The organism is Bacillus sp. JZ105 (assembly GCF_053903125.1).
Genome location: NZ_CP096387.1, coordinates 3,531,170 through 3,553,358, shown reverse-complemented (window position 1 = coordinate 3,553,358; position 22,189 = coordinate 3,531,170). Strand labels below are relative to the sequence as shown.

Sequence of the window (22,189 nt, the reverse complement as noted above, 5' to 3'; positions counted from 1 at the left end):
AGCCTATTTGTTATTGATAAACGGGATAGCCCGTCATTTTGATATCTTTTCCAAGCGGTTCCACGGTGAGTTGATCCAGTTCAATGGCATCACTCATGAGCCGTATGCCCTCGCCTCCGAAAAAGGAAGGGGAAAGTCGTCCGCCAATGAGCTTAGGCGCCATATAGATGACCAATTTATCTACAAGCTGCTGTTCTAAGAACGAGGCGTTAATCTGGCCGCCGCCTTCAATCATGAGAGAGGAGATATTTTTTTCTCCCAGCACTTGAAGCACTTCTTGCAGGGGCACCCGCGTGTCACTGTCTGTCATAAAGACACGAACGCCAGCTTCCTCTAAAGCCGCTCGTTTTTCCTCATCGGCTTGCTTTGTTGTGAAAATCCATGTAGGTGCCATCTGGTCGGTGACGATCTTTGCTGTCAGTGGTGTTGACAGCTTAGAGTCTAAGACAATTCGAATCGGATTGTTCCCATTTGGAATCCGCGCAGTTAATGAAGGGTCATCGTGAATGACGGTTTGAGCACCGACCAAAATCGCATCATTGATACTGCGGATATGGTGAGCGTCATAACGGGAAGTCTCAGATGTAATCCACTTGCTGTCAGACGTGGAAGAGGCGATTTTTCCATCTAAGGTAATGCCTGCTTTGAGCGTCACAAAAGGTGTTTTTTTCGTAATAAAGTGATTAAATACTTCATTCATCAGAATGGATTCCTGTTCAAGTACGCCCGTGATGACTTGTATGCCTGCGTCTTGTAAAATGGCAATTCCGCGGCCAGCAACAAGCGGATTCGGATCAAGTGCTGCCACGACAACAGTTTCGACGCCGGCTTTTACAAGTGCTTCCGCGCAAGGGCCTGTACGTCCATGGTGGGAGCAAGGCTCTAGGGTCACATAAATCGTGGCTCCTTTTGCCTTGTCTCCGGCCATGTTAAGTGCATGAATTTCAGCATGCGGTTCACCGGCTTTCATATGAGCACCGACTCCAACAATTTCATTCTCTCGCACAATCACAGCCCCGACGAGCGGATTCGGAGATGTCTGACCTTTCATTGCCCGTGCATTATCAAGGGCTAGCTTCATATATCGCTCATGATGTGGCAATCGTACGCACCTCTTGCTCCGCCTTCATGTGACCTGAGCGGTTGATTTTTGTCTGCAAGTATTTTTCGTTAAATTCAGAGACATCTCCCCAAAGCGGAATGCGTCCAGAAAGAGATAAACCTGCATGGCTGATCGCATCTGTCTTTTTCGGGTTATTGGTAATGAGTCTGACCGGCTTTGTACGAAGTGTTTGAAGAACGGCAATGGCTTCTTCGTATTGACGTGTGTCATCTTCAAAACCAAGTGCTTCGTTCGCTTCTACTGTATCATAGCCGTTTTCTTGAAGAATATAAGCCATGGCTTTACTGAAAAGACCAATGCCGCGGCCTTCATGATTGGCTAAGTAAAACAGGGCTCCTGCTCCATTGTCCTCAATCATTCGCATAGACTGCTTCAATTGGAATCCGCAGTCGCAGCGCTTGCTTCCGAAAATATCGCCAGTGTGGCAAATGGAATGCATGCGGATAAGAGCTTCGTCAGCATGCTCAAAATCCCCATATACAAGAACGCTTGACTGCTGATGATCAGCAAGCTGGCGGGACGAGAGGCTTTCAATTAAAGCTTCATCCGACAATGGCTCTTTTCCATCATCTTTTAACCATGAATACCAGTTAAACATGACGGTTCTGCCGTCTAAATTCACTGGGAGTTTAATGGGTCCAGTGATATATATATACCCGTCTTCTTGCTGTACTCGTTTGATTTTATCTTTTAATATGGCTGTTTTAAGCTCTGTGTGTTTGTCCATATTCTGCACCTTCTTTTTAGTCTGTTTCTTCAATCTGTAAACGAACGAGAACGCCAAATGGATCAACAAATTCGCTGCTTTTTCCTGTCGTTTTGACTTGAGTGCCTGCTTTTGTCAGGCGTTCGATGACGGATTGTCTGTCTGCTTCTTCTGGGAAAACCAGTGTATAGCTTCTAATTCCTGAAAAACGTGGATCAATGGCTCCTTTTCGTCCGCGTCCCCATGCATTAAAGGCAAGGTGGTGGTGGTACAAACCAGCGGCGATAAATAGGCTTGCTGGTGGAGCCATTCGGATATGAAAACCGAGCGTATTGACATAAAAGGGATCTGCTTCTTCTGGGTTGAGATGGAAATGCAAGTGTCCCATCACTGTGCCCGCAGGGAGTCCTTCCCATGTGGTATCAGCGGCTTCCTGCAGGAGTCCATCTCCATCAAGCGGTGCATTTCCGCCACCTTTCAGTTCTCCATGCTCACCTACCCAAATGTCCTGAGGACGGTCCGCATAAATTTCTACGCCAATGCCGTCAGGATCGCTTAAATAAATGGCTTCACTGAAAAAGTGATCGCTTGCTCCAATTAAAGGATAGCCTTTTTTGATCACATGTGCCAGCCATGTGCCCAGGTTTTTTCTGGTAGGTAATAAAACAGCAAAATGATAAAGTCCTGGCTCATGATCAGGCTTTTCTTTGAGCTGTGCATCTTCTTTTAACAAAAGAATCGGTTCCTTCGCATTGCTGCCAAGTGTCACCGTGGAATCTGTTTTTTCTAATATAGAAAATCCTAAAATGTCTGTATAAAAAGGTAAAGAACGATCAAAGCTGGACACATGTAATTCTGTCACACCCAACCTTAGCTGCTCAATTGTCTTCAAGCTCGGTCATCTCCTTCATGATATATGCATCGGCATGTTCAAATGTTTTTGAAAATCTATAAAAAATGAATACCTTGTTACTTTTAGTAACTAAACTATATAATAGTTAGTGACTTATTTCAAGTAATTAATTATGTTATAATAAAAAAAACGAAAAAAGCAGGAGGGAGTAAGATATGGCACAAGTAGATGGCTGCCCAATTACAGATGCCATGGAGATTCTAGGCAAGAAGTGGGTCATTCTCATCATCAATCAGCTTCTGACAGGGCCTAAGCGTTTTTGTCAGCTTGAAAATGAAATGAACATCAGCGGAAGATTACTATCAGAAAGGCTGAAGGATTTAGAAGCTGAGGGACTTGTTGAGAAAAAAGTATACCCCGACATTCCAGTGCGGATTGAATACGAATTAACGGTGCAAGGGAAGAAAATTGAACCGATTATTCGTGAAATGTATGCTTGGTCTTTAGAGCGTAAAAACAGCAAAATGGAGGAACATGTTCCTTCTTAATCCATTTCGATCAGTGTGTCTGATCGAAATTTTTTTGTGTGATTTTCCAGAAAACTAAGACAATAGTATGAAAAATGATATTGACAATTATTTCACCCATTATATAATATCAAGGAGAAGAGGGTTCTTTTCCCTGTAATGGAATGGAGGTTATGCCATGGTATTATGAATGGGACAGATTGCCTAAAACTCTTATCAATCCATCATTTAGAAGCAGACATCTTTGACTTTAGGAAGCAAAGATTTATTTTTTCAACTCAATTGATAATGATTATCATAATCATCTATAAGTGTGTTCCAGCACTTATGAAGGTTATTTTTTTTATTGTCTATTGAGAATAATTATCAATATCATTTAGGAGGGCTCATATGAAAGTCATTCGTTCAACATCACCCGTATTATTATTCCTTAGTTTTGTTCTATTATTTGCTCTAGCTCCTGTTAGCTCAGCCTCAGCAGCTGGCTTAGCAGATGGTCAATATTCAGCGCAATATGTGGTATGGAAAGCCGATAGCGATTCGACTTCAACAGCGAATACGTATTTCGAAAAACCAGCCAAGCTTGTCGTAAAGGATGGAAAAATCAAAGCGCAAGTCACGTTAACGAACAGCTCTTGGATCACAAGCTTTAAAACGCTCGATCAAGGTGTCTACAAAGATGCGAAGGTGATTCGTACAAATACAGCTGCGAATAAGAGAACAGTAGAATTCAATGTGAACAGCCTGACTGAGGCCGTACCAGCAAAAGTGAGTGTGACTGTACCGGCTATCGGATATACAGGCAATTACGACATTCGTCTCAAGTTTAATGCGGCACCTGTTCAATAGAAAGGGAGGAAATTCACTTGATGAAAAAAAGAATGAGGCTGTCAGTCTTCATGGCGGTTTTTTTACTGGCACTTATGCTGCCTTTTTCGAACGCACAGGCTGCCGCATTAAAGGATGGTACATACTCCATCAATTATACAGTGTTAAAAGCTGAAGGAAATGCGGTCTCAATGGCAAATGATTACTGGCTGAAGCCAGCAAAAGTGATAGTGAAAAATGGGAACCTGACAGTGCAAATGACGATTAAAAATAGCAGCTGGGTAACGGAATTTAAAGTACCGGGAAATGGCGGCTATGTCGATACAACCGTTCTCTCAACAAATAAAAAAGCCAATACAAGGCTTGTTCAGTTCCAGGCTCAAAGCTTGTCTAAACCAATCAAGTCAAAAATTCATGTCACTGTGAAATCTGCTGACTATGATCATGATTACACCATTCAGCTGAAATTTGATGAAAGCAGCATCAAGTCACTTTCGTCTAACAGTGCAAATCAATCAGCGGGTGCAGCAGAAAGTCAGCAGCCATCAAAAGAATCAACGAACAAAGCTGATTCATCCACAACGAAACAAGAAGAAAATCCTCAAACTGGTGATACAAGCCAGACAGGGTGGCTCCTTGTGCTTGTCTTATGTTCAGGCGGGTTTTTAGCAAGAAAGTGGATCATCAAGCATTAACGGAAGGAAGTGTCACCATTTGAAACGTCTTTTTCATCTAAATGCAGCCATTCTGCTCGTTTTATTCAGTTTGTTGACTGCGTTTCAGATTCCCCAAGGAACAGCTCAAGCGGCATCATTCGTTGATGGTGAATACACAGTCGGATTCACCATTTTAAAAAATGGCAGCACAGAAGCGTCCATGATGGATACCTATACAGAAAAGCCAGCTAAGCTGATTGTGGAAAATGGCAAGAAAACAGCTTATGTCACATTGAAGCAAAGCAAAGAAATAACAGATTTCAAGGTTGAACAAAATGGTGCCCTCGTTACCACTGAAATGGTCAGTAAGGACGAAACGGCCAATACACGTGTGATCAAATTTGATGTCGACGACTTATCAGCGAAATTAAAGGGCTGGGTGAAAATTTACTGGGATTTAGGCGGCTTAATTTATGACGAAGCATATGACGTACAGCTTGCATTTGATCAAAGCAGCCTAACACTCGTTACGCCTGCAAAACCAGACGATAATGAAACAAAGCCAGATGACCAAAACGGAACAAAACCAGACGATAACGAAACAAAACCGGATAATCAAAACGGAACAAAACCGGATGATCAAAACGGAACAAAACCAGACGATCAACCGACAACACCGGGTAATAACAATGGCACAAAACCAGATGATTCCGCGCAAAATCAATTAAAAGATGGCGTATATCGTATCAATTACAGTGTGCTAAAAGGGGATTCGGATGAGGCATCCCGGATGAGTGATTACTTCTCACGCCCTGCATCCTTAACTGTCAAAAATGGAAAACAAACCATTTCCTTTACGGTGAAGGACCATAAGTCTGTCGCTTCTTTAAAAACAGAGAAAAACGGTTCTTATCAAGAAGCCAAAACAGTCAGCAAGGATGAAGCAAAGAACACAAGAGTGGTCTCATTTGATGCAGGTGATTTGAAAAAAGCGGTCAAAGGAAAAGTACACATTGTAGTAGCGGCCGCTAACTATGACCAAACCTACGATATTCGTTTTCAATTTGATTCAAAGAGTATCGCTCCAGTGAAGGACGGGCAAGTGGTAGAGGGAGAAAAACCAGCTGCACCAGAAACACCAAAACCAAACACACCTACAACAGAAACAAATAACGGCGGAGCAGATCAAGAGACGGCTCGACTAAAAGATGGTGTATACAAGCTTCCTTTCTCAATGAAGAAAGCAGACAAGGATGAGCTTTCTCGTATGAACGATTACGTTGTGAGTCCTGCGACACTGGTTGTAAAAAATGGCCGCCATTTCGTTTCATATACAGTGAAGAACAGCTCAGCCATCACGTCATTCCAAGTTGGAAAAGGCGGAAAGTTTGAAGAGACACTTGTCGCGAAGACAGATCAAAAAGCAGATACACGCGTTATTCAATATGAAGCAAAAAGTTTAAGTGGAGCTCAGGCTGCACGCGTAAAAATTGATATTCCAGCTGCGAACTACCATGAGCAGTACGATGTCAAACTTGTCTATGACACAAAAGGAATCGCTCCTGGTGAGGGAAGCGGAATTGCAACGGTCCTTGGAGACGATGAGAGTATCGGCTTTGTCAAAAATCCAAATGATCACGATTCTCAAACAAATCAACTTGAGAATGCAGCACCAGAGGAAACGGGTGCGGAGCAGATGACATTTACGCCGTCAGATGATCAAACCAAATCTGAGTCTGGACAGCTGAATCCGAAAACGGGAGATACCTCTCTTCTTTGGGTGTATATTCTTTTATTCGGCGGTTCGTTATTCGTCCTCATCAGAAAATATCAAACACGGACAAGATAGACTGTTAAGTGAGATGCGCCATTTATGCCGGCGCATCCACTCTCTTTTTTCGAAAGGAGGCTTCTGTTTTTGAAGCATCGAATGTTATGTACCTTGATCGCTGCCTTCAGTGTGTGCATGATCTTATCGGGCTGCTCACAGTCAGCTGAAAGCTCGGCAAAAGGCAAAAAAAGCGCTGAATCAAGTGAGCGCATTGTAGCAACGACTGTAGCTGCTGCGGAGATCATGGATGCTTTAGAGGTGGATCTTGTCGGGGTGCCAACAAGTCAAAAAACCTTGCCAGCTCGTTACAAAGGACTGCCGGAAGTCGGCAATCCAATGAGCCCGGACATGGAAATCATCCAATCACTTCAACCAACAGATGTCCTGTCTGTCACAACCCTTCAATATGATTTAGAGACACCCTTTCAGCAAGCAGGCGTCCCTGCCACATACTTAAATCTTGAGAGCATGTCCAGCATGGAGAAGGCCATCACGAAGCTTGGAGATCAGTATGACAGAAAGAAGCAGGCTGAACGCATTGTGTCTGAGTTTGAGCAAAAAAAGAAAGACATTCAAGAGAGGACGAAAGGGAAACGCAAGCCGTCCGTTCTGATTTTGCTTGGTGTGCCAGGCAGTTATTTGGTGGCGACAGAGAATTCATATATTGGTGATCTTGTGCGTATCGCAGGAGGAAAGAACATTGTGGAAGGCGAGAAAATGGAGTATTTGGCATCCAATACGGAATATTTACAAAAAGCCAATCCAGATATCATTCTCCGGGCCGCACATGGGATGCCAGACGAAGTCGTCCAAATGTTTGATGAAGAATTCAAAACAAATGACATCTGGAAACATTTCAATGCGGTCAAACAAGACCGGGTGTATGACCTCGAAGAAAGCTTATTCGGGACAACAGGCAATTTAAAGGCATCAGAAGCATTAGATGAATTGACTCGTATGTTGTATCCGTCATAAGCGGCGAATCTTAATGATAAAAGGACGTTCAAGATGAAAAAAACAGGGATTTTATTTCTGATAGTCAGTCTCTTACTGGTCTGCGTGTTTATTTATTCAGCCATTACTGGGAGCATTCATGTCACCCCAATTGAATTGTTAGAAGGGCTCATCACCGGTCAACATGCACAGGTAGAAATCATTAAAGACTTGAGAATTCCCCGCATGCTTATCGCGATGTTTACAGGGGCCGCCTTATCTGTCTCCGGTGTACTGCTGCAGTCGGTCATGAGGAATCCGTTAGCTGATGCCGGCGTCATTGGCATTTCATCAGGAGCCAGCTTCTTTTCATTAATGGCGATTACAGCGCTTCCTCAATTTTATTTCTACTCTCCTTTATTTTCGGTATTAGGCGGGGCTATTGCGTGTTTCCTCGTGTACGTTCTGTCTTGGAAAGGTGGTTTAAGCCCGATCCGCATGATCTTGGTTGGGATCGCCATCAATGCCATGTTTACTGGGATGGCTGAAGCATTTGTGACCATTTGCAGCTATTTCAATATCACGATTAATCAGTCGGGACAGTCGAATCTCACGATGAAAACGTGGGGAGATGTCCGCTTAATCGGTGTCTATGGTGTCGCCGGCCTTGTCGTTGCACTCTTCTTCAGCAGATGGTGCAACCTCCTGGCTCTTCAGGACAAGACAGCGAAAAATTTAGGATTGCGTGTGACCAGAATGCGCCTTTTGATTTCCATCACAGCGGTTTTACTTGCGGCGGTGACAGCTGCAGTAGCGGGCGTGATAGCCTTTGTCGGCTTGCTCATTCCGCACATTTCAAGAAGGCTTGTCGGCTCGGATCACCGGATATTGATTCCATTTTCTGCGTTAAGCGGGGCTTTGCTTATTTTGACGGCTGATACGCTTGGCAGGACGCTTGTGGCGCCAAATGAGATTCCTGCTTCTACGATCATGGCCGTGATTGGCGGGCCGTTTCTGATCTTTTTATTAAGAAGGGGGGACCGTCTCCATGGACATTCGTGAGGTGTCATTCTCATATGACCAGCAGAAGGACATCGTTCAATCGGTCACAACACAGATTGAAAAGGGGAAAATCACAACCATTATCGGTCCAAATGGCTCGGGGAAATCCACACTGCTTTCCTTAATGGCGAATAATCATTGTCCAAATAAAGGGCAAATTCACTTAGACGGGCAAACGCTGAATGCATTCAAGCCAAAGGAGCTGGCAAAAAGGCTCGCTGTCGTCCATCAGCAAAATGAAGCGCCGCTTGATTTAACGATCGAACGGATCGTGGCATTCGGCAGAACGCCGTACCAGACGATGCGCGGAGGAGACAAGGAAGAGGATGAGAGAGTGATAGAGTGGGCGCTGTCCAGTACAAAGCTAACGGAAAAACGAAAGGTGCCGCTTGCCTCACTGTCAGGTGGAGAGCGGCAGCGTGTATGGATTGCGATGGCACTTGCGCAAAAAACACCGATCCTTTTCTTAGATGAACCGACAACTTATTTGGATATTTACTATCAAATTGACATTCTTGAGCTGATTCGTGAACTGAATGCCGCGCATGGATTAACGATTGTCATGGTGCTGCACGATATGAATCAGGCTGTCCGCTACAGCGATATCATCATAGCGATGAAGGATGGACAGATTATCAGTGAAGGACAGCCAAATGATGTGTTAACAGAGGAAAACGTGCGGCACATTTATGATGTGTCCGTCACGATTAGGCAGGATGCAGAAACAGGGATGTACATCGTGCCTGTTGGTATATAAGCTGGGCAAAAAGCAGGTGAGACAGTGTGAAACGAGGAAAACGGCTTTGGCAGCGGATGCTGACGATCGTTTGTTTAGGCGTATTGATTTATAGCGGGACAGCCATCGGCTTCGAACTTTTCGGTTATTATCAAAATCGCCAGGTGCTTGCAAAGGCTCAGACGATGTATGGACATGAAGAAGAAATGACTGAAAAACGGGAGCCGGGAAAGATCCGTTCGTCGTTTGATGAGCTGCGGAAGGTGAATGAGGACATTGTCGGCTGGATCAATATGAAAGACACGATGATTCAGTATCCGATTGTTCAATCTCGCGATAATGCGTTCTACTTAACGCGCAATTATTTAAAAAACGACACCCGGGCAGGCAGTATCTTTATGGATTATCGTAATGATGTCCTGCATGAAAGCCCCAATACAGTGGTGTACGGCCATCGGATGAGGGATGGATCCATGTTTGCTGGACTCACAAACTATCTAAAAAAAGATTTCTTCCAAGAGCATCGGACATTTCAGTACGATACGCTGTATCAAAGCTATGAAGCGGAGATTTTTGCTGTGTATGAAACGACGGTTGACTTCGACTATATTCAAACCGATTTTCAAGATCTTGGCGAATATGCGCACTACTTGCAAGCTGTGCGGAAGAAATCAATCTATCAAACGAAGACAGACGTGTCCACAGATGACCTCATCCTCACCTTATCGACCTGTGATCATGTGCTTGCACCTAAAAGCGGGCGTCTCGTGGTACAGGCAAAGCTAAAGAAAGTTTACTAGAAAAGGAGAGACAGACGGTTGAAATTTTCACATGTGATCTTAGCGGGACTCGTCTTGATGCTTCTCCTCGGCGGATGCAGTCAGGCAGCACCTGTAGAGAAAGGAAGCGGGCAAGGAGCGCTGAAGATAAAGGATTTTACCGGAAGAACGCTGGCGTTTGATGAATCCCCTCAGCGTATTGTCGCTTTGTCGACCGGGGACATGAGTATTTTGTATGCTTTAGGCGGTGAGGCGGTCGGCCGGCCAACTGCTGAGTTACCAGACAGCTTAAAAAAGGCAAAGTCCGTACAAACGATTGGCACAACGCATCAATTTGATGTAGAGCTGATCACAAGCTTAAAGCCTGATGTGGTGCTTGGAAATGAACAATTAAACAGCAAGGACATCTCTACAATAGAAGGAATTGGATCACAGCTTCTTTTGACAAGCGCCAATTCAGTGAAGGACATCCAGCGCCAAATCTCGTTATTTGGGGATTTACTCGGGAAGCAGCAAAAGGCTAAAGCACTCAATGAGCAAATTGATGAGCGGAAAAAGCAGGTCAAGCAGCCTAAGAAAAAAGTGAAAACACTCGTTGTGTACGGTGCACCCGGCACATATATGGCGGCGCTTCCTCAATCCTTAAGCGGGGATTTGCTGCACATCGCTGGGGGTGCAAACATTGCTGAGAATGAACCGGCACTCGAAAAATTTCCTCAATACGCCCAAATCAATGCAGAAAAGATGATCGAAGCCGATCCCGATCTCATTCTGCTCATGACACACAGCAATCCTGACGATGTGAAAGCGGGCTTTATGAGTGAAATGAAACAGAATGCAGCATGGCACGACGTATCAGCTGTCAAGAATGGCCGCGTGGAGATTCTGCCTAGTGATTTATTCGGGACAAACCCAGGCGCAGACGTCATAAAGGCGATTGATGAACTAGAGAAGAGATTGAAGCGATTGTCATCATGAATGTGAAGGCAGAGTTAGATTTTCAAAAAAGACAGTCGAGACGAAGGTGGCTGATACCAGGACTGCTTCTTTCGCTAGGTGTGGGCATGTGTCTAGGGCTTGCATTAGGTTCTGTTCAATTATCGCTGCCAGATTTGATCGCTGCTTTGACGGGTTCTGGCCAGCCTGTCCACGAAAAAATCGTCATGGATTTACGCCTGCCGCGCGTTCTCATAGGTTTCATCGTCGGGGCCTGTCTTGCAGCATCAGGGGCCATTTTACAAGGAGTCGTCCGAAATCCACTTGCTGACCCCGGGATCATCGGTGTGACCGCCGGCGGTGGGTTAGCGGCTGTACTCAGCATGATTGTGTTTCCGCAATTCACATATCTGCTTCCAGCAGCTGCTTTCCTTGGCGCTCTATTCGCGGCACTTGTTGTGTATATTTTGTCGTTCGATCAAGGAGTTTCGCCACTGAAATTGATTCTGGCGGGTGTGGCAGTCAATGCCCTGCTTGGTGCAGTCATGAATGGTTTTATGGTGCTTTATAGTGAGCGTGTGCAGGCCGTTCTGCCTTTTTTATCAGGAGGATTAAATGGACGGAGCTGGCATCATCTGAGCTTTGTGTCACCTTATGCGATTGCTGGATTGTGTCTTTGTTTTTTTGCGGTCAAGCCGGCAAATCTTCTTTTGCTTGGTGATGATTCAGCACAGCTGCTCGGCCTTAGAGTCGAGCGAACCCGATTTTTCTTAATTGCACTGGCGGCGCTTTTGGCGGGTGCAGCTGTAAGCGTGAGCGGTTTAATTGGATTTGTCGGTCTTGTCGTCCCTCATTTTATCCGCCTTTTAATTGGAGATGACTACCGGTACCTGCTGCCGATCTCAATGCTTGGCGGCGGCGTACTTGTGGTCTTTGCTGATACAGCAGCACGGGTATGGTTTACACCGGTTGAACTGCCTGTTGGTATTCTGCTTGCCTGTATCGGTGCACCTTTCTTCCTCTATTTATTAAAAAAGAAAGGGAGGGGTTAAGTTGGATGTGATTGCGATGGATGACGTGAGTCTCAGTCAAGGAGGCTTTCGATTGTCGTCTATTTCAGCAGCTGTGCCTAAAGGAAGTGTAACAGGCATTATTGGACCAAATGGGTCAGGGAAGTCGACGTTTATTAAAGCGGCCGCACGCCTTACGTCGATTGAAAGCGGCATGATTTATATTCACGATATCCCGCAAAAAGAAATGACAGCACAGGAGATTGCACAGGAAATCGCCGTTTTGATGCAGACGAGAACGGCCATCCCATCGATGACAGTACGTGAGCTGATTGCACTTGGACGCAGTCCGCATCGTTCGATCTGGAAAAAGAGCTCGAAGATAGATCAGGAAGCGATAGAGTGGGCGCTTGATGTGACTAATAGCCGCGTGAATGAAAACAGGATGTTGCATACATTGTCAGGCGGAGAAAGGCAAAAGGCGTATATTGCAATGGCACTGGCTCAGAAGACAGAGACGATTATTCTGGATGAGCCTACCACTTACTTAGATATTGCGCATCAGCTTGATTTACTGGAGCTGCTCAAACAGCTGAATGAAACGCATGGGATCACCATTTTAATGGTTCTTCATGACCTGCAGCAGGCAGCAAAATATTGTGACCGCCTGATTGCGATGAAGCGTGGTCAGGTTTACCAAATAGGAACACCAAAGGAAGTATTAACAGAAAACTTTTTCAAAGAGGTATTTGGGATTCAGGCAGAGGTTCACCTAGATGGAGAGCATCCGCTTATTATCCCAATCGCTTCGATCCAACAACAAAAGGGAGATGAACCAAACATGATCATTGTAAACAACCAGGTTAGAGTAGAAAAAGGCAGTGCAGACCACCTCGTCAAGCGTTTTAACAAGCAGGGACAAGTAGAATTCATGGAAGGATTTTTAGGCATGGAAGTCTGGGTCACACAGCAGACAACCGATTACGATGAAGTGACCATCCATACCCGCTGGAATCGAAAAGAAGACTTTGTGAACTGGACAAAATCTCAGGCATTTGGTGATGCACACGCTCATGGAAAAGCGAAACCTGAAGGCCTATTAAAAAACAAAATTACGTACTATGAAGTCCAAGTGACAAGACCTGCTTTACAGAAAAAAGCCTAAAAAGAAATAGAGCGCTGCGGCCCGCATGCAGCGCTATTTTTTTGCGCTTTTTTATTTTCCGTCACATATTTTTGACAAAGTATTCAAACAACTGACACAATACTATCCAATTTTTAGGTAAAATTTACTTTATTTTTGAAGCGTACGGGTGTAAAGTACAGGTATAAATAACTAACCGAATGAAAATCAAGAGTAAAATTTCACCGAGTGAACCATTTCAAATGGACTTTTATTTGTGAAACATTGAATAAATAGTAAACATTTTGTGAAATGGTGAGCATGTATCGTTCGGCAAGTGAAAGTAAGGGAGGATGTAAGGCTGTGAGTGAGCTGTTTTTAGCAAGATTTCAATTTGCTTCAACGACATTATTTCATTTTATTTTTGTTCCTATGTCAATAGGTTTGGTGTTTATCGTCGCATTGATGCAGACCCTTTATGTCGTCAAGAAAAAAGACATCTATAAAAAGATGGCGAAGTTTTGGGGTCACCTGTTCTTACTGAACTTTGCAGTAGGTGTGGTGACAGGGATTCTGCAGGAATTCCAGTTTGGGATGAACTGGTCAGATTATTCAAGGTTTGTCGGTGATGTCTTTGGTGCACCGCTTGCCATTGAAGCGCTGCTCGCCTTTTTCCTTGAATCTACATTTATTGGACTTTGGATATTCGGCTGGGATCGTCTGCCGAAGAAGATTCATTTATTGTGCATTTGGCTTGTCTCTCTTGGTACGATCTTTTCGGCGTTCTGGATTTTACTCGCCAACTCATTTATGCAGGAGCCAGTTGGATTTGCCATTAAAAATGGCCGTGCAGAAATGAATGATTTTGGCGCTCTTGTGACGAACCCGCAGCTTTGGGTTGAGTTTCCGCACGTTCTGTTTGGTGCGCTGGCAACAGGAGCTTTCTTTATTGCAGGAGTTAGTGCCTATAAAATGATCAAAAAACAAGAAATCGCCTTTTTCAAAAAATCATTCCAGATTGCGATGGTTCTCGCTTTAATTTCTGGCTTAGGTGTAGCGTTCTCTGGACATGAGCAGGCGAAGCACTTAATGAAATCACAGCCAATGAAGATGGCAGCAAGTGAAGCCCTTTGGAAGGATAGTGGAGATCCAGCGGCTTGGACACTATTTGCCAACATTGACACAGATAAAAAAGAAAACTCTGCGGAGATCAATATTCCGTTTGCCTTAAGTTATTTGGCTTATCAAAAGTTCAGTGGAGATGTTCCAGGCATGCTGACGCTTCAAAAAGAATATGAAGCCAAGTTTGGCCCTGGAGACTACATTCCGCCAGTGAAAACAACATTCTGGAGCTTTAGAATCATGGTCGGTGCAGGAATGCTGATGATTTTTGCTAGTATGATTGGCTTGTACTTAAGCTTTAGAAAGAAACTTGAAACAAACAAATGGTATTTACGCTTCATGGTATGGATGATTGCGTTCCCGTTTATTGCGAACTCAGCCGGCTGGATCATGACTGAGATCGGGCGTCAGCCGTGGACCGTCTTTGGCATGATGACGACGGCTCAATCAATTTCACCGAACGTATCGTATGGCATGCTGTTATTCTCAGTCATTAGCTTTACGGCGATGTATCTGATTCTTGCTATTGTGCTTGCTTACTTATTCATTCGAGAAATTAAAAAAGGTGCACATTCTGAAGAAGATACAGATCAAAAGGATGAAACGGACCTGTCTACAGATCCATTTGATGGAGGCGCATATCATGGCATATCTTAACGAGATTTGGTTTATTCTTGTCGCAGTATTGTTTGTTGGATTTTTCTTCTTAGAAGGATTTGATTTTGGTGTCGGGATGTCCATGCAGCTGCTTGGAAAGGACGCGCACGAGCGCCGCATTTTAATCAATACGATTGGTCCTTTCTGGGATGCGAATGAGGTCTGGCTGATTACAGCTGGCGGCGCTATTTTCGCTGCATTTCCTCACTGGTATGCCACGATGTTCAGCGGATACTATATTCCGTTTGCGGTTCTCCTCTTAGCGCTCATTGGGCGCGGGGTCGCCTTTGAATTCCGAGGGAAGGTTGAGAAAGCCTCTTGGATCAAGGTGTGGGACTGGGTCATCTTCTTTGGCAGTCTGCTTCCGCCATTTTTACTAGGTGTATTATTCACGAGTATTTTACGCGGGATGCCAATTGATCAAGACATGAACATGTACGCTGGTTTTACGGACTTTGTGAATCTTTATTCAGTGATCGGCGGGGTAGCTGTGACAGTTCTTTGCCTGTTGCATGGCTTGATATTCGTCACACTTCGTACAGAGGGTGAATTAAGAGATCGTGCAAGAAAACTGGGCCAGCGTGTCCTGCTTATTGCACTCCCTGTTCTTGTTATTTTTGTCGGTGTGTCCATCATAGAAACAGACATTTATACCGTACGCCCGATCATCACCATTCCGTTAACTGTGCTGATTGTGGCTTGTTATATAGCTGCTCTTGTTTTGATGAGAAAAGAACGTGATGGCTGGACATTCTTATTCACAGGCGCAGGCATCATGGTGACGGTGTCCATGCTGTTCACTGCATTGTTCCCGCGCGTCATGATTAGTTCAATCAGCCATTCATTTGATCTCACGATTCAAAACGCTGCATCTGGATCTTATTCACTGACGGTCATGACGATTGTGGCCATTTCTTTGCTGCCCTTTGTGCTTGGGTATCAAATTTGGAGCTATTACGTCTTCCGTAAACGTGTAAGCGGTAAGGAGCCAATGACCTACTAATGGATAAACGTTTGCTTCAACTAAAAGGAATGAGAGGGCTTCTTGCCCTCTTAGGTATTGTGTCACTCATCCAAGGAGCAAGTATTATTTTCCAAGCACAGTGGCTGGCACATGCCATTACAACGCTGTTTGACGGGAAAAGCCTCTCGCAGGCAACGCCATATGTCCTGCTATTTCTTGCTGCCTTTCTTGTGCGGCACGGTCTCACCTTGATTCGGGAGAAGGTCATGTTTACGTACTCTTCCCGAATTGGAGCAGACGTCAGAAAGCAGCTGCTAGACCAACTTTTTCGATTAGGGCCTGCCTTCGCAAAGAAAAAAGGGACAGGAAAGCTTGTCACATTAGCAATGGAAGGAATTGCTCAATACCGTCAGTATTTACAGCTGTTTTTACCGAAAATGGTGAACATGGCAGTGATTCCGGCAATGGTCCTTATCTATGTGTGGACATTAGATGAAACATCGGCCGTCATTTTAATTGTGACGCTGCCTATTTTAATTATTTTTATGATTTTGCTAGGCCTTGTTGCTCAGCGTAAAGCGGCCAAACAATGGAGATCGTATGAGAAATTATCCAATCATTTTACTGACTCTCTCCGCGGCCTTGAGACGCTTCGTTACTTAGGTATCAGCAAAAAGCACTCCCGTAATATTGCGGAGGTGTCAAAGCGATATCGAAAAGCGACCATGAGCACACTGAAGGTCGCCTTTCTATCATCGTTTGCACTCGATTTCTTTTCCATGCTATCAATTGCAACCGTCGCTGTTTTTCTTGGCTTGCGATTAATTGAAGGAGAGCTTCTCTTATTGCCGGCTTTGACGGCGCTTATGCTGGCGCCAGAGTATTTCCTGCCGGTACGTGAAGTAGGAAATGATTATCATGCGACGTTAAATGGAAAAGAAGCGAATGAAGCTATGCAGGTCATTTTAGAAGAAAAGGGCTTTCGCACGCAGGAGACACAATCTGTGCAGCTGGACAAGTGGGATGCACAATCCGTGCTCACGCTGCAGGATGTTTGTGTCCAGCATGATGAACATGCCCCTTATTCCATTCAGGATGTGGATCTGACTGTCAAAGGGAAGAAAAAAATCGGCATCATTGGTGCCAGTGGTTCAGGGAAATCGACGTTAACCGATGTCCTCGGCGGTTTTGTTGAACCGTCTTCGGGTCAAATCACGCTAAACGGCCAGACTCTTGTTCATTTACAGATGAAGGAATGGCAAAAGGAAGTTGTCTATATGCCGCAGCATCCCTATTTATTTCACATGACATTAAGAGAAAACATTCGTTTTTATGAACCGAATGCAACAGACGAAGAAGTGGAAAGAGCTGTGCATGAGGCTGGTTTATCTCAGCTGGTCATGCAGCTGCCAAATGGCCTGGATGAGGTCATTGGAGAACAGGGAAGAGAGCTAAGCGGAGGACAGGCGCAAAGAATTGCGCTTGCTCGAACTGTGCTGGGCCAGCGGTCTATTATGCTGTTAGATGAACCAACGGCGCATCTCGATATTGAAACAGAGTATGAACTGAAGAAAACAATGCTTCCATTGTTTGAACATAAACTTGTGTTCTTAGCGACACACAGGCTCCATTGGATGCCGGACATGGATGAAATCATTGTCATGGATCAAGGAACCGTCGCAGAAATGGGAACTCATGAATCATTAATGCAAAGAAAAGGCGTGTATTATCAATTGGTACAGGAGCAGATGGGGGCGGTCACACATGGTCAGTAAAGGCTGGTTTATACCTTATATCAAGGAGAATCAAAAGCTGTTTGCCTTGGTTTTATTTTTAGGGGCCATTGCGGTATTCTCTGTTTCTATGCTGATGTACACGTCGGGATTTCTCATTTCAAAAGCCGCGACAAGACCTGAGAATATACTCATGGTCTACGTCCCAATTGTGGCTGTACGTACCTTTGGTATTTCGCGCTCTGCTGCCCGCTATGCAGAAAGGCTGGCAAGCCATCAGCTCATTTTGACAATGATTGAAAAAATGCGTGTACGCCTCTATGACATGGCTGAACGAAGTGCCAAACAGACAAAGCTTGGGACAGGTGAAATGCTTGGTCTCTTGTCAGATGATGTGGAGAGACTGCAGGACGCCTATTTAAAAACCATCTTCCCATCCATCGGTGCACTGCTTTTATATACCGCATCCATTGGAGCACTTGGTCTTTTCTCATGGCCTTTTGCTGGACTGATGCTGCTTTATATGGCACTTCTCGTATTCGTTTTCCCATACGTCACAGTGCTTGTGAACCGGGCAAGACAAATTCAAATGAAAAAAGGCAGAAATGAACTGTACAGCCATTTAACAGATGCAGTCATGGGCGTTAGTGACTGGCTGTTCAGCGGCAGGCAGAAAGATTTTGTGGATGGATATGAGCAGAAAGAAGCGCAGCTGTTAGTGCTTGAAGCAGCCAAACACCGATTTATCCGCGTGCGTCAATTTTTGGCACAGCTCTTGATTGGAGGAGCTGTCGTGCTTGTTGTGTATTGGAGCGGCTCGGCCGTTCAGTCAGGGTCCATGTCACACACACTGATTGCAGCCTTTGTACTTGTGCTGTTTCCATTAACAGAAGCCTTTCTTCCGCTGTCAGATGCGGCAGGTGATATTCCCGTCTATCAGCATGCTGTCAGCAGATTACATCATTATGAAAAGCAGTCATATGAAGGAGAAACTGAGAGCGAGGCAGTGAATCAGTCAGCCATTTCTCAAGATGAAGCTGTCTGTTTTGATCAAGTGTCCTTTCGGTATGACTCGCATCAATATGTCCTTCAAGACCTGTCCTTTTCTCTGAAGCAAGGGGAATCACTTGCGCTTTTAGGAAAAAGCGGTGCAGGCAAATCGACCATTTTAAAATTGTTAGAAGGAGCAGTCGTTCCAAATCAAGGAGCGGTCAGCATTCAAGGAAAGCCGGTTCAAAGCATTCAAGAGAAGGTGTCTGCCTATGTGTCTGTGCTCAATCAACAGCCTTATTTATTTGATACGTCTGTTTTAAACAATATTCGTTTAGGATCTCCAGAGGCGACAGAAGAGCAGGTGAAAGAAGCAGCTAGACAAGTGCAGCTGCATGATGACATCGAGTCTTTGCCAGAAGGTTATCACACAGGTGTTCAGGAGACAGGGGTTCGATTTTCAGGTGGAGAAAGACAGCGCATAGCGTTAGCTCGGATATTGCTTCAGGACACGCCGGTAGTTGTATTAGATGAACCGACCGTCGGACTTGATCCGCGGACAGAGCGTGAATTGCTTAAAACCATCTTCCGTGTGTTAAAAGGGAAAACAGTTATTTGGATTACCCATCACCTGACTGGCTGTGAGGCGTGTGACCGCATTATGTTTATTGAAGACGGGCGCATTGAGATGCAGGGTCAGCATCAGGATTTACTAAAAGAAAACCCGCGTTATCAAAAGTTGTATGAAATGGATCGTCCATTTTCTACAATATAAATGAATGAAATGACAAGAACGTTCGGACAGGAAATCTCTGCCCGAACGTTTTGTGGTTTAAGGGTTTACTTTCCCAACACCTGCATTTGATATCACTTCTGATTTCACATTGTTCACGTTAAGCAAAGAGTAGTTATAAGGAGGGTTATACGTACCTGTTGAAGACGTTGGCAGACTGCCTGTGCTGTTAATATACGAGTTGTTGATGACATGCCATGTGCCAACTTGACGGCTGTCCCAGCTGCCGATCGCATTTTTGGTGTTTTCAAATACGTTGTGTTCAATTCTCATTTTCGCGCCCATACGTGAGTTAATGGCAGTTGTCAGGATGCCTTTATAATAGTTGTTATAGACATGTCCTTCCCCGAAGCGCATAGACGGTACACGAGAGTTCAGATTTTCAAAACGGTTGTTGTGGAATGTGATTTTTCGGTTGTAGTTGTCGTTATCGGAGCTGCCCATGAGCATTGTTTTCCAGCTGTCATGTACATAGTTCCACGAGAAGGTAATGTAGTCAGAGTCATTTTTTACATCAAATAAACCGTCGTAGTCATCCTTCCCGGAATTCAATGTGTTGTACAGTTCATTATGATCGACCCATATGTTTTTAGAAGCGCCTTCAATCCCGATGGCATCTTTGTCACCGATTTTGCTGTGGTGGATTTTCAAGTTGCGGATGATGATGTTATTGGCACGCCATACTTTAATGCCAATCCCATTCAATTCGCCATTCGTCCCTTTACCGACGATCGAGACATTATTTGTATCTTTCACATCGATTTTATTGGCTGATGTATTAGAGGGGGTAATCGTCCCGTCTACAACAATTTTTAATTTTTCGTTTGTTCCTTTATTTTTGAGGGCAGCCAATAGTTCATTTCCAGTTTTGACTGTGACGGTTTTACCGCCTTCACCGCCTGTTGTGCCGCCATTTAATGTGGAGAAACCTTGTTGATTAAAGTTGGCCATAATAGAAGGGCTTTCTGGATATTTGGCTGCTGCCTTTGCCTCCCCGTTTGGTGCAAATAATGAAGTGACGAGACCAACAGCTAATACACCGGCTAACATTGGAACTTTTCTCTTCAAACTCAACATCTCCATTCTATTTTATTTTAATGAAAACGTTTCCAAAATAAGCTGTGATTCAACCAATCCTCCTTCCTTCACAAGCATCGCTTCTTTCGGAATGTAGGATGAGCATAGCATGCAAAAAGGTATCATCGGCTAAGGATAGGCGCAGCGTATTCCATGATTTTCTAGGAAGCTAAGCCAATGATTATTTCATTATCATCTTCATGAGATAAGGACCATTGTCGATAGGTATGAGGATGACATCTTGATTATGGAGAGGAGGCTCTCCGTTTGGTAGAAAATCAAGATGATTATAAACGCGTCATTTTGTTAGAGAAAAAGGAATGCCATAATCATTACATAAGAAAAAATTGGATATAAAGCGAGAATCATAGTAGATAGGCTAAAAAATAATGTCTATTTTAAACGATATTGTCATCCGTGTCGTCTCATGAGTAAGAGAAGAAAAGGAAGGAGGGGCGTGTTTGGAGCAGACAGAAGAGACATTATTGATTCAGCGGGCAAAACAGGGAGATGATGCCGCGTTTACAGCCCTTTATCGGCATCATTATTCCTTTCTTTATCGATATATGTTGAAGCTGACCCTTCAACAAGAGCTGGCAGAGGAAATCATGCAAGAAACGATGCTGAAAGCGTATATGAAACTTTCTTCATTTAGAGGAGATGCCTTATTTTCAACCTGGCTCATTTCGATTGCATCTAGGCAATTTTTAGATCACCAGAAGAAAAGAAATCGTGAACAAATGAGAGAAGGAAAAGCGAATCAGGAAGCCATACGCCGCTTTAAATGGGACGTTCAGCAAAAGGGGAACACATGGCATGACATGTGGGATGCTTTAAATGAATTAAAGGCTCAGGAGAGAGCACCGATTATTCTGCACTATTATTATGGCTTTACCTACCCAGAAATGGCTTCAATGCTCGGAATGAGAGAAGGCACTGTGAAATCGAGGGTGCATCATGGATTAAAGAAAATTCGAAAGGAGTGGGATTTATGAAGGAAGATCGTTTGACCGAACGTTTAAAAGAAGAGCTCAAGCAGCTAGACGAACAAATTGAAGTGGAAAAGCCAAGCGAGCAGGCTGTCATGATGATGCTGAAACAGGCGAAAGAACAAGAGAAAAGGCGTTTTAAACAAGAAGTGCTGGCATACGTTTTGATCAGTTTGACTATTTTGGCACTGTTTGCAGCTGCCATTACCCATTTGCCTATCATCTTCATTGTTCTCCAAATAGTGAGCGTCCCCATCTGCTTTATTGTTGGCTGCAAGGAATATCAACATATCAAAGGGGGGTCTTCCTTATGAGTCAGACGGAAATGATCATCTTATTGTGCGTCTTGCCATTATTGTTTGCACAGGGCTTTCTTTTATTTATGGATGCAAAGAAAAGAGGGCGTTACAAGTGGTTCTGGGGAATTGTCGGTCTCATTAACTTTCCATCGTCTTCTATTTTATATTGGCTTTGTGTCGTGTTACCTGATCGAAAAAGAGGCGGGAGGCCCCGAAAAGATTAAGCGTATCCGATCAAACTTTTGACCCTTTTTTCGTTGGGAAACGAGCTAGAAATTCATCATGATTCATGTATTTGTCAAAGAAAACGGGATGAGAAACATTCGCTTGTTCGTTTCTAGCACATTAGTCATTCCTTGAGCGCTTATTTTTAATGACAATCACTGCGGCTGCTTGATCTATCTCAATTCGGCATCATTTTCATCTGTTATCAATATTGATCAGATTTTACAATTGGTGTTA

General features: G+C 44.2%; 22 protein-coding genes. 18 read left to right on the top strand and 4 right to left on the bottom strand.

Annotated elements, in window-relative coordinates:
- Positions 1 to 10 precede the first annotated feature (10 nt).
- The 3 genes from ribD to M1D81_RS18305 are packed head-to-tail and all read right to left on the bottom strand — an operon-like array spanning position 11 to position 2,721.
- Positions 11 to 1,102: a bifunctional diaminohydroxyphosphoribosylaminopyrimidine deaminase/5-amino-6-(5-phosphoribosylamino)uracil reductase RibD gene (gene ribD / locus M1D81_RS18315; RefSeq protein WP_125586888.1), complete on the bottom strand. Its 1,092-nt coding sequence runs from the start codon at positions 1,100 to 1,102 to the stop codon at positions 11 to 13.
- Entirely contained in the window at positions 1,089 to 1,850 is a 762-nt protein-coding gene (locus M1D81_RS18310; protein ID WP_024427515.1) for a GTP cyclohydrolase II, read from the bottom strand. The genes ribD and M1D81_RS18310 overlap by 14 nt, the downstream gene beginning before the upstream one ends.
- Positions 1,851 to 1,866: 16 nt before the next feature.
- On the bottom strand, positions 1,867 to 2,721 hold the full coding sequence (locus M1D81_RS18305; RefSeq protein WP_456266094.1) for a VOC family protein: 855 nt from the start codon (positions 2,719 to 2,721) through the stop codon (positions 1,867 to 1,869).
- Positions 2,722 to 2,897: 176 nt separating this feature from the next.
- Here M1D81_RS18305 and M1D81_RS18300 point away from each other — a divergent pair, with 176 nt between their 5' ends.
- The 15 genes from M1D81_RS18300 (at position 2,898) to cydC (ending at position 19,344) form a co-directional block, all read left to right on the top strand.
- A complete protein-coding gene (locus M1D81_RS18300; protein ID WP_025093788.1) occupies positions 2,898 to 3,230 on the top strand; it encodes a winged helix-turn-helix transcriptional regulator in 333 nt (110 codons plus the stop codon).
- 369 nt (positions 3,231 to 3,599) lie between these two features.
- The gene (locus M1D81_RS18295; protein ID WP_456266095.1) at positions 3,600 to 4,058 is read left to right on the top strand and encodes an NEAT domain-containing protein; all 459 of its coding nucleotides are present in this window, start codon (positions 3,600 to 3,602) and stop codon (positions 4,056 to 4,058) included.
- 20 nt (positions 4,059 to 4,078) lie between these two features.
- A complete protein-coding gene (isdC, locus tag M1D81_RS18290; protein WP_456266096.1) occupies positions 4,079 to 4,732 on the top strand; it encodes a heme uptake protein IsdC in 654 nt (217 codons plus the stop codon).
- Between the two features lie 19 nt (positions 4,733 to 4,751).
- Positions 4,752 to 6,542, top strand: coding sequence for an NEAT domain-containing protein (locus M1D81_RS18285; RefSeq protein WP_456266097.1), 1,791 nt, complete (start codon positions 4,752 to 4,754; stop codon positions 6,540 to 6,542).
- A 117-nt stretch (positions 6,543 to 6,659) separates the two neighbouring features.
- Positions 6,660 to 7,499 carry a heme ABC transporter substrate-binding protein IsdE gene (gene isdE, locus M1D81_RS18280; protein ID WP_456267083.1) on the top strand — a complete coding sequence of 280 codons (840 nt, stop codon included), beginning with the start codon at positions 6,660 to 6,662 and terminating at the stop codon, positions 7,497 to 7,499.
- 33 nt (positions 7,500 to 7,532) lie between these two features.
- Positions 7,533 to 8,519, top strand: coding sequence for a FecCD family ABC transporter permease (locus M1D81_RS18275; protein ID WP_456266098.1), 987 nt, complete (start codon positions 7,533 to 7,535; stop codon positions 8,517 to 8,519).
- A complete protein-coding gene (locus tag M1D81_RS18270; protein WP_456266099.1) occupies positions 8,506 to 9,276 on the top strand; it encodes an ABC transporter ATP-binding protein in 771 nt (256 codons plus the stop codon). The genes M1D81_RS18275 and M1D81_RS18270 overlap by 14 nt, the downstream gene beginning before the upstream one ends.
- Positions 9,277 to 9,302: 26 nt before the next feature.
- Positions 9,303 to 10,055, top strand: a complete 753-nt coding sequence (srtB, locus tag M1D81_RS18265; protein WP_456266100.1) for a class B sortase — start codon at positions 9,303 to 9,305, stop codon at positions 10,053 to 10,055.
- Between the two features lie 18 nt (positions 10,056 to 10,073).
- Complete coding sequence (locus M1D81_RS18260; protein WP_456266101.1) at positions 10,074 to 11,012, top strand: ABC transporter substrate-binding protein; 939 nt, start codon at positions 10,074 to 10,076, stop codon at positions 11,010 to 11,012.
- A complete protein-coding gene (locus M1D81_RS18255; protein ID WP_456266102.1) occupies positions 11,009 to 12,022 on the top strand; it encodes a FecCD family ABC transporter permease in 1,014 nt (337 codons plus the stop codon). Before M1D81_RS18260 ends, M1D81_RS18255 begins: the two co-directional genes overlap by 4 nt.
- A gap of 1 nt (position 12,023) precedes the next feature.
- Complete coding sequence (isdG, locus tag M1D81_RS18250) at positions 12,024 to 13,145, top strand: heme oxygenase (RefSeq protein ID WP_456266103.1); 1,122 nt, start codon at positions 12,024 to 12,026, stop codon at positions 13,143 to 13,145.
- A 321-nt stretch (positions 13,146 to 13,466) separates the two neighbouring features.
- The gene (locus tag M1D81_RS18245) at positions 13,467 to 14,882 is read left to right on the top strand and encodes a cytochrome ubiquinol oxidase subunit I (protein WP_456266104.1); all 1,416 of its coding nucleotides are present in this window, start codon (positions 13,467 to 13,469) and stop codon (positions 14,880 to 14,882) included.
- On the top strand, positions 14,869 to 15,885 hold the full coding sequence (cydB, locus tag M1D81_RS18240; protein ID WP_039182483.1) for a cytochrome d ubiquinol oxidase subunit II: 1,017 nt from the start codon (positions 14,869 to 14,871) through the stop codon (positions 15,883 to 15,885). Before M1D81_RS18245 ends, cydB begins: the two co-directional genes overlap by 14 nt.
- Entirely contained in the window at positions 15,885 to 17,621 is a 1,737-nt protein-coding gene (gene cydD / locus M1D81_RS18235) for a thiol reductant ABC exporter subunit CydD (protein WP_456266105.1), read from the top strand. Before cydB ends, cydD begins: the two co-directional genes overlap by 1 nt.
- On the top strand, positions 17,611 to 19,344 hold the full coding sequence (cydC, locus tag M1D81_RS18230) for a thiol reductant ABC exporter subunit CydC (RefSeq protein WP_456266106.1): 1,734 nt from the start codon (positions 17,611 to 17,613) through the stop codon (positions 19,342 to 19,344). Before cydD ends, cydC begins: the two co-directional genes overlap by 11 nt.
- A 57-nt stretch (positions 19,345 to 19,401) precedes the next feature.
- Here the strand turns inward: cydC and M1D81_RS18225 are convergent, their stop codons facing one another.
- Entirely contained in the window at positions 19,402 to 20,439 is a 1,038-nt protein-coding gene (locus tag M1D81_RS18225) for a pectate lyase family protein (protein WP_456270887.1), read from the bottom strand.
- 461 nt (positions 20,440 to 20,900) lie between these two features.
- Here M1D81_RS18225 and sigY point away from each other — a divergent pair, with 461 nt between their 5' ends.
- From sigY to M1D81_RS18210, 3 genes are read left to right on the top strand one after another with little or no spacing between them, the layout of a single operon-like run.
- A complete protein-coding gene (gene sigY, locus M1D81_RS18220; protein WP_456266107.1) occupies positions 20,901 to 21,434 on the top strand; it encodes an RNA polymerase sigma factor SigY in 534 nt (177 codons plus the stop codon).
- Positions 21,431 to 21,742 carry a YxlC family protein gene (locus M1D81_RS18215; RefSeq protein WP_456266108.1) on the top strand — a complete coding sequence of 104 codons (312 nt, stop codon included), beginning with the start codon at positions 21,431 to 21,433 and terminating at the stop codon, positions 21,740 to 21,742. The genes sigY and M1D81_RS18215 overlap by 4 nt, the downstream gene beginning before the upstream one ends.
- Positions 21,739 to 21,951: a transcriptional regulator gene (locus M1D81_RS18210; RefSeq protein ID WP_456266109.1), complete on the top strand. Its 213-nt coding sequence runs from the start codon at positions 21,739 to 21,741 to the stop codon at positions 21,949 to 21,951. Before M1D81_RS18215 ends, M1D81_RS18210 begins: the two co-directional genes overlap by 4 nt.
- Positions 21,952 to 22,189: the final 238 nt, after the last annotated feature.

Coding starts and splice junctions, on each gene's coding strand:
- M1D81_RS18295 (WP_456266095.1), top strand. CDS start 3,600: ATGAAAGTCATTCGTTCAACATCACCCGTATTATTATTCCTTAGTTTT.
- M1D81_RS18270 (WP_456266099.1), top strand. CDS start 8,506: ATGGACATTCGTGAGGTGTCATTCTCATATGACCAGCAGAAGGACATC.
- M1D81_RS18300 (WP_025093788.1), top strand. CDS start 2,898: ATGGCACAAGTAGATGGCTGCCCAATTACAGATGCCATGGAGATTCTA.
- isdE (WP_456267083.1), top strand. CDS start 6,660: ATGATCTTATCGGGCTGCTCACAGTCAGCTGAAAGCTCGGCAAAAGGC.
- M1D81_RS18215 (WP_456266108.1), top strand. CDS start 21,431: ATGAAGGAAGATCGTTTGACCGAACGTTTAAAAGAAGAGCTCAAGCAG.
- M1D81_RS18310 (WP_024427515.1), bottom strand. CDS start 1,850: ATGGACAAACACACAGAGCTTAAAACAGCCATATTAAAAGATAAAATC.
- isdC (WP_456266096.1), top strand. CDS start 4,079: ATGAAAAAAAGAATGAGGCTGTCAGTCTTCATGGCGGTTTTTTTACTG.
- M1D81_RS18225 (WP_456270887.1), bottom strand. CDS start 20,439: ATGTTGAGTTTGAAGAGAAAAGTTCCAATGTTAGCCGGTGTATTAGCT.
- cydC (WP_456266106.1), top strand. CDS start 17,611: ATGGTCAGTAAAGGCTGGTTTATACCTTATATCAAGGAGAATCAAAAG.
- cydD (WP_456266105.1), top strand. CDS start 15,885: ATGGATAAACGTTTGCTTCAACTAAAAGGAATGAGAGGGCTTCTTGCC.
- M1D81_RS18255 (WP_456266102.1), top strand. CDS start 11,009: ATGAATGTGAAGGCAGAGTTAGATTTTCAAAAAAGACAGTCGAGACGA.
- M1D81_RS18275 (WP_456266098.1), top strand. CDS start 7,533: ATGAAAAAAACAGGGATTTTATTTCTGATAGTCAGTCTCTTACTGGTC.
- cydB (WP_039182483.1), top strand. CDS start 14,869: ATGGCATATCTTAACGAGATTTGGTTTATTCTTGTCGCAGTATTGTTT.
- M1D81_RS18210 (WP_456266109.1), top strand. CDS start 21,739: ATGAGTCAGACGGAAATGATCATCTTATTGTGCGTCTTGCCATTATTG.